The 7,097-nt window shown below is 74.1% G+C and carries 7 protein-coding genes; 1 reads left to right on the top strand and 6 read right to left on the bottom strand.

The window, feature by feature from the left end:
• Positions 1–912, bottom strand: a 912-nt coding sequence (locus CA983_RS38345) for a BadF/BadG/BcrA/BcrD ATPase family protein (RefSeq protein ID WP_279628500.1), incomplete at its 3' end; no start/stop codon positions are given.
• A gap of 8 nt (positions 913–920) precedes the next feature.
• Between CA983_RS38345 and CA983_RS38340 the strand changes: the two genes are divergently transcribed.
• Complete coding sequence (locus CA983_RS38340) at positions 921–2,189, top strand: glycoside hydrolase 5 family protein (RefSeq protein ID WP_086605329.1); 1,269 nt, start codon at positions 921–923, stop codon at positions 2,187–2,189.
• Positions 2,190–2,193: 4 nt separating this feature from the next.
• Here CA983_RS38340 and CA983_RS38335 read toward each other — a convergent pair whose 3' ends face one another.
• From CA983_RS38335 to CA983_RS38315, 5 genes are all read right to left on the bottom strand, one after another.
• Entirely contained in the window at positions 2,194–3,678 is a 1,485-nt protein-coding gene (locus CA983_RS38335; protein ID WP_086605331.1) for a glycoside hydrolase family 3 N-terminal domain-containing protein, read from the bottom strand.
• A gap of 71 nt (positions 3,679–3,749) precedes the next feature.
• Positions 3,750–4,157 carry a peptide-methionine (R)-S-oxide reductase MsrB gene (gene msrB, locus CA983_RS38330; protein WP_086605328.1) on the bottom strand — a complete coding sequence of 136 codons (408 nt, stop codon included), beginning with the start codon at positions 4,155–4,157 and terminating at the stop codon, positions 3,750–3,752.
• 14 nt (positions 4,158–4,171) lie between these two features.
• Entirely contained in the window at positions 4,172–5,563 is a 1,392-nt protein-coding gene (gene murC, locus CA983_RS38325) for a UDP-N-acetylmuramate--L-alanine ligase (protein WP_086605327.1), read from the bottom strand.
• Between the two features lie 81 nt (positions 5,564–5,644).
• Positions 5,645–6,118 (bottom strand): indole-3-glycerol phosphate synthase, encoded by a 474-nt coding sequence (locus CA983_RS38320; protein WP_174523302.1) that lies wholly within the window; start codon positions 6,116–6,118, stop codon positions 5,645–5,647.
• Positions 6,119–6,370: 252 nt separating this feature from the next.
• The coding region (locus CA983_RS38315; protein WP_107500332.1) for a pyrimidine reductase family protein at positions 6,371–7,097 on the bottom strand (727 nt) is incomplete at its 5' end.

Here is a 7,097-nt window from a genome sequence, read left to right as displayed (position 1 = left end):
CCCGCCTGCCGCCCCAGCCCCTCCGGACTGACCAGAACCAGCCGACTGCCCACCTCCGCCTGGCTGCCACGGACCAGGCGGCCCCTGCCCAGCCACAGCCCCAGTCCCTCCGGACTGCCCCGGGCCGGACGGCCGCCCACCCGCGGCGGTCGGCCCCGTCACCGGCGGCACCGCCTCATACCGCCCGTCACGCGCCGCGCCGTCCGCGCCGTCCCGGACGACGACGTCGGGGGACAGCCTCCGCACCGCGCCACCGGCCACGCCCCCGCCGGGCAGGGCGTCGCCCGGCACCCCGAGTTCCCGTCCCACCGCCTCCGCCAGCACGGTCGGCGCGCCCCGGCCGTCGGCCATGCGCAGCGCGGCCCGTACCGCCGCGCGGCCGATCCAGAAGCCGCTGCCGTCGTCGCCGAGGAGCCRGCCGTCGCCGTCCACGGTGACGGTGCCGCGGCGGTCGGTGATGCGCATGGCGACCGCGCCCGTGCCGGCCACCAGGGCGAGACCGTCGGCCGGGGCGCCCGGAGCGGAGGCGAAGGCCGCCTCGATGTCACTGCCGATGAGGGGCGGGCCGGCGTCGATGCCCAGCCGGCGCAGGGCGGCGGTGAGGGCGGCCAGGGCGTTGCGCCGCCCCGGCTCGTCGGCGGCGGTGCCGGTCGCGCCCGCGAAACCGCCGGCCACGGCCACGACCCGGGCCCGGACCGACTCGGGCACGGCCTGCCCGACGGCCTCGGCGAGGTGCTCGGTGAGCTGCGGCACGGGCACGGTCAGGGCGTTGCCGGGCCCGGAGGCGCCCTCGCCCACCGGGCGCCCGTCGTCGGCGGTCGCCAGGACCGCCCGGATCCGCGTGCCGCCCGCGTCGAGACCGACGACAAAGGACGAGGCCCCTCGACGCTTCTGGTTCAATTCATTACCCATCGCCGACTATGGTGATTGATGCATTCACCCAGGGCAAGACCCGACCCGAGGAGGATCCCATCCCTACGCTCCGCTTCGGCGTCAACTACACGCCCCGCCGCGGCTGGTTCCACTCCTGGCACGACTTCGATCCGAAGCACGCCCGCGAGGACCTGGACCAGATCGCCGCCCTCGGTCTCGACCACGTCCGGGTCTTCCACCTCTGGCCGCTCCTCCAGCCCAACCGCACCCTCATCCGCACCGCCGCCGTGGACCAGCTGGCACACCTGGTCGACCTGGCGGCCGAGGCCGGTCTCGACGTCCTGGTGGACGGCGTGCAGGGCCATCTGTCCAGTTTCGACTTCTACCCGGAGTGGACCCGCGGCTGGCACCACCGCAACGTCTTCACCGACCCGGAGGCCGTCGCCGCCCAGGCCGAGCTGATGCGGACCCTCGCCCGCGCTCTCGCCGGCCGCCCCAACCTCATCGGTCTCCAGCTCGGCAACGAGCTCAACAACCTCGTCGAGCACAACCCCGTGACCCCGGACGAGGTGGACCACTACCTCGACACCCTGCTGGCGGCCACCCGCGAGCACCTGCCCCGGGGCCGGCTCGCGACCCACTCCGCCTACGACGCGGCCTGGTACGGCGACGACCACCCCTTCACCCCCGAGGCCTCGGCCCGCAAGGGCGACGTCACCACCGTCCACCCCTGGGTGTTCTCCGGCGACTGCGCCCGCCGCTACGGGCCCCGCTCCCCGCAGGTGCTGCACCTCGCCGAGTACGGCACGGAACTCGCCAAGGCCTACGCCGAGGATCCGGCCCGCCCGGTCTGGGTCCAGGAGACGGGCGCCCCGGAACCGCACGTCCCGGCGGCGGACGCGCCCGAGTTCGCCCGGGCGACCGTACGGAACGCGGCCGGGTGCGAGGGCCTGTGGGGCGTGACGTGGTGGTGCTCCCACGACGTGGACCGCTCGCTGGCCGACTACCCGGAACTGGAGTACACCCTGGGCCTGTTCGACGCGCGGGGCGGCGCCAAGCCGATCGCGACCGCCCTCGCCGAGACGGTCGCCGAGGTCCGCGCGGGGCACCACCCGGCCCGCCCCCGCGACACGGCCCTGGTCCTGGACTGCACGCCGTCCACGCGTTCCGTGTCCGGCCCCGGCGGCGCCTACTTCGACGCGTGGATGGCCCTGCGCACGGACGGCATCCGCCCGGCGGTGGTCCTGGCGGCCCGGGCGGACGACACCGCGTACCTGGCGGCGCGCGGCATCAAGGAGGTCGTACGCGTGCCGTAGGGGCTCAACCGCCCGCCAGCACCTCGGCGACGGCCCGCAGATTCACCCGGCCCCGCCCGTAGGAGCACAGCGCGCCGCCCTCCGGCAGCCCGGTGTCGACCCGTACGGCATCGGGCCGCCGGGCCAGCAGGGCGGCGCGCAGCCGTTCCTGCCAGGGGTGCAGCCCGGCGTCGCAGGTGGCGACGACCAGCGGCGCGTCACCGGACGCGCGCAGGATCCCGGCCACGACGGCGGCCGGATCCACCGGCTCGCCGGCGACCGCCGTGCCCGTGGCCGCCGGGTCGACGGCGCGCACCTCGCTCAGCAGGTCCTCGCCGCCCCAGTTGAGCGCGGGGTGCGGCGGCGGGAACAGGTCGACGACATGGGCGCCGCGCACGGCCGGCGGCACCGGGCGGCTGCGAACGGCCCGGCGGGCCGCCTCCAGCCCGGCCCCCGCGTCCCAGCCGTCGACCGCCCCGGCCGCAACCGCGTACCGCCCGGCCAGCCGCCGCACCCGCCCGGCGGCCTCCCGCAGCCGCTCCTCGGACAGCACGGCCGAGCGCAGCGCGCCGAGCACCGCGTCCCGGCAGGCCAGGGTGACCTGAAGGTCCGGCACGGCCACGATGACCTGGTCGGCACCGGCCGCGAGGGCGATCCGCGCCCCGGCGGCCTCGCCGTAGCGGTCGGCTATCGCCTTCATCTCCAGGGCGTCACTGACCAGGACCCCGTCGAAGCCCAGCTCGCGCCGGAGCAGATCGCCCAGGATGCGGCGGCTCAGGGTGGCGGGCCGCTCGGGGTCCAGCGCCGGGAACACGACATGCGCGCTCATGATCATCGGCACGCCCGCGTCGACGGCCGCGCGGAACGGTTCGAGGTCGGCCCGCAGTTCGTCGTACGGCCGCGGATCGACCGCGATGCCGTGATGGCTGTCGGTCTCGGTGCCGCCGTGGCCGGGGAAGTGCTTGGCGCAGGAGGCGACACCCCGCCGCTCGGTGGCGGCGATCCAGGCCCGCAGATGCCGGGCGGCGAGCGCGGGTCCGGCACCGAAGGAACGGGTGCGCACGATCGGGTTGCGCGGATGGTGCTGGAGGTCGGCGACCGGGGCGTAGGAGACCGTGATGCCGAGGGAGGCCAGATGTGCGGCCAGGGCGTCGGCACAGCGGGCCGTCAGTCCGGGTTCGTCGGCGACACCGAGCGCGAACGACCCGGGCACCTCGGGAGCGCCGGCACCCACCAGGTGCCCGATCCCGCCGCCCTCGTTGTCGATCCCCACGAGCAGGTCCGGCCGGAGGGACCGCAGCTCCCCGGTGAGCTGCCACACCTGCTCCGCGTCGCGCACATTGCGGGTGAACAGGATGACCCCGCCGAGCCCGCGGTCGACGAGCCGCTTGAGCTCGTCCGGAACACCCGTCGTCCCGTCGAACCCCGCGACGAGACAGCGGTGGGCGGCCTCGTCGAGGTCGACGGGGAGGCCGGCGGGGCCTATGGGGGTGCGCGCGGAGGAGGTCACCCCGGACATCCTCTGGCTCACTCAGCCATAAGTCAACGACCCCGTGGTTCACCGATTCAGAGGCGAGCGGCTCAGGCTTCCTCGGGCGCCAGCCGCAGCGCGATGCTGTTGATGCAGTACCGCTGGTCGGTCGGGGTCGGATACCCCTCACCCTCGAACGCGTGCCCGAGGTGGGAGCCGCAGCGGGCGCAGCGCACCTCCGTGCGGACCATGCCGTGGGAACGGTCCTCGATCAGTTCCACCGCGTCGGTGTCCTTCGGGTCGAAGAAGGACGGCCAGCCGCAGTGGGACTCGAACTTCGTGTCCGAGGTGAACAGCTCCGCTCCGCAGGCGCGGCAGGAGTAGACGCCCCGGGTCTTGGTGTCGGTGTACTCACCGGTGAAGGCGGGCTCCGTGGCCGCCTGGCGCAGGACCGCGTACTCGCCCGGGGTCAGCTCCGCGCGCCACTGCTCGTCCGGCTTCTCGACGTCGTACGGCATGAGCCTCCAGCCCCTCAGTTCGACAGACGGTCCAGGATCAGCGGGCCGAGGTCGGTGACGTCGCCCGCTCCCATGGTGAGAACGAGATCCCCCCGCTTCGCCATTCCCGCGACCACGGAGGGGACGTCCGCCTTGTCGTGCACCGGCGTCACGTCGGCGCCCGCCGCCCGGGCCGCCTCGATGATCAGCTCGCTGGTCACTCCGGGGATCGGGTCCTCACGGGCCGGGTAGATGTCCAGCACCACCGAGGCGTCCGCCAGGGCCAGGGACTGGCCCATCTCCTTGCCCAGCTCCTGCGTCCGCGAGAACAGGTGCGGCTGGAAGACGACCAGGATCCGGGCGTCGCCCGCCGCCGCGCGCATGGCCTCCAGGTCGGCGGTCATCTCGGTGGGGTGGTGCGCGTAGGAGTCGACGACCTGCACACCCGCGGCCTCGCCCTTGAGCTGGAGCCGCCGCTTCACGCCCGTGTACGCCGCCAGCGCCGCGGCCAGCTCCTCGGCGGGGACGCCGAGCGCCACGCCCGCCGCGAGCGCGGCCACCGCGTTGTGCGCGTAGTGCCGGCCGGGCACCGAGACCGTGAAGGTCAGCTCCTCGCCCTCCAGCACCACGGTGACCTCGCTCTTCAGGCCCTGCGGCACGACCGACAGGACGCGCACGACGGCGTCCTCGGACTCGCCGTACGTCACCACCCGCACGCCGCGTCCCGCGACCCGGCGCGTCAGCTCCCGCGCGCCCTCCTGGTCGGCCGCGATCACCACCGTGCCGCCCTCGGTGATCCGGTCCACGAACGTCTCGAACGACGCGTAGATCTCGTCCATCGACGCGTAGTTGGCGTGGTGGTCCAGCTCGACGTTGAGGACGATCGCGACCTCGGGCGCGTACTTGTGGAAGCTGCGGTCCGACTCGTCCGCCTCGGCGACGAAGATCTCGCCCTCGCCGTGCAGCGCGTTGGAGCCGGGAGCGTCCAGGTCCCCGCCGATCGCGTACGACGGCTGCAGGCCCAGCTCGCTGAGCGATACGGCCAGCATGGAGGTCGTGGTCGTCTTGCCGTGCGTACCGGCGACCGCGATCGGGCGCAGGCCCTCCATCAGGGCGGCGAGCGCGTCGGAGCGGTGCACGACGGGGATGCCGAGCTCGGCCGCGCGGGCCAGCTCGGGGTTGTCCTGCCGGATCGCCGAGGACACGACCACACAGCTCGCGTCGTCGGCCAGGTGCTCCGCGGCATGCCCGATGTGCACCGTCACGCCCAGCGCCCGCAGCGCCTCGGCCGTCGCCGACTCCTTGGCGTCACTGCCCGCCACGACGGCCCCGCGCTGCGCGAGGATCTTCGCGATCCCCGACATCCCGGCCCCGCCGATGCCGATGAAGTGCGGTCGGTCCATGGCGGTGGGAAGGCCGGGTGCCATGCGTGTCTCCCTGTGCGTGTGCGGAACGTTCAGCGGCACAGCCTATGCCGAAGCGTTCACCGATGCCGCCACCGCCGGCGGCTACGCCTTGCTGTGCGAGAACAGCTTCAGCACCGGCACACCGACCTTGTGCCGAGCCCGCGACGCCCAGTCCCGGTGGAAGAACTCCTCCACGTAATGGGGGTCGGTCAGCACGATGACYTCGTCCGCGCCGACCTCCTCCACCAGGGACTTCAGCGCGTCCAGCGGATGGTCCTCGATCAGCCGTCCTTCGGCCTCGCTCCCGGACGCCCGCAAGGCCGCGAGCGAGACCTCCAGCGCCCGCTGCCCGACGCTCAGCGCCTCTTCGCCCTCCGGCGTCTCCCCCTCGCGTACGGCCTCGTCGAGCTCGCCGAGCGCGACGTCGTCGATGGCCCGCAGCAGCCGGTCCGCCTGCTCGCCGCGCGGCTGGAGCAGCACCTGGAAGGAGACCGGCTCCTCCCCGTGCAAGGTCGTGACGAACTCCACGTCGGCGGATGTCAGGGCCTTCTCGATCATCAATACGCTTGTGAACACCAGGCGCCCCTTCTGCTCCCGGGGGCCTGCGGCCCCACTCCTCCGTGGGCCGTACCGGGCCCTGCGGAAACCATCCTGCCCCGTGTTCGCACGGGTACTGCCGGATCCAGTGTGCCCTCCGGAAAGCAAACGGAACGGCACATTCCGCCGATGACCGGACCGGCGGCGACCACCGTACCGATTCCGGGCCTACCGACCGGTTCGGCTTCCCGGCCGCCGAGATCTGTACCCCGCGCCACGCGGTTCAGTACGTCAGGACCGCCCGTACCGCGTGAACAGGAAGCCGTCCTCCTCCAGCATCGACAGCAGCTTGAAACGCTGCGGCACCGTGACGGCGGGCCCGCCGGCGATGCGCTGCGCGTCGCCCGCGGTCAGCATCGGGGAGACGGTCAGGCACAGCTCGTCGAGCACGCCGGCCGCCACCAGCTGCCCGAGCAGCCGCGGGCCGCCCTCGGTCAGCAGCCGGGTGTGGCCGAGGACGGCGAGGGCCCGGACGGCGCGGGCGGGGTCCACGCCGATGCCGTCCCCCGCGGTGACCACCCGGGCGCCCGCCTTCTCCGCGGCGGCGACGCGGTCCGGGGCGGCCGAGGCTCCCGTAAGGATCAGGGTGGGCACCAGGGGCGAGGTGAACAGCGGCAGCGAGAAGTCCAGGTCCAGGCTGGCGGAGACCACCGCGATCGCGGGTGCCGGGCCCTGCCCGGCCGCCTCCCTCATCTCGGCGAACTCGGCACGCGCGCGTGCCGGCCGGTACCCCTCCTGGCGTACCGTCTGCGCGCCGACGACCACGACGTCCGCCAGCGCCCGCAGCGTGCCGAAGATCCGCATGTCGGTCGCGCTGGAGATGGGCTGCGAACGGCCGTCGTGCTGGGCGGCCCCGTCCAGCGTGGACACCATGTTGGCGCGCAGCCACGGCAGCGGCCCGCCGGGCCCCACCTCGGGATAGGCGTACGCGGCGGCCAGCTCGGCCAGACTCCACTCC

It is taken from the genome of Streptomyces swartbergensis (assembly GCF_002148965.1).
Lineage (GTDB): Bacteria > Actinomycetota > Actinomycetes > Streptomycetales > Streptomycetaceae > Streptomyces > Streptomyces swartbergensis.
Note: the sequence above shows the minus strand (reverse complement) of the source record. Positions and strands in the feature narration are given on the sequence as shown.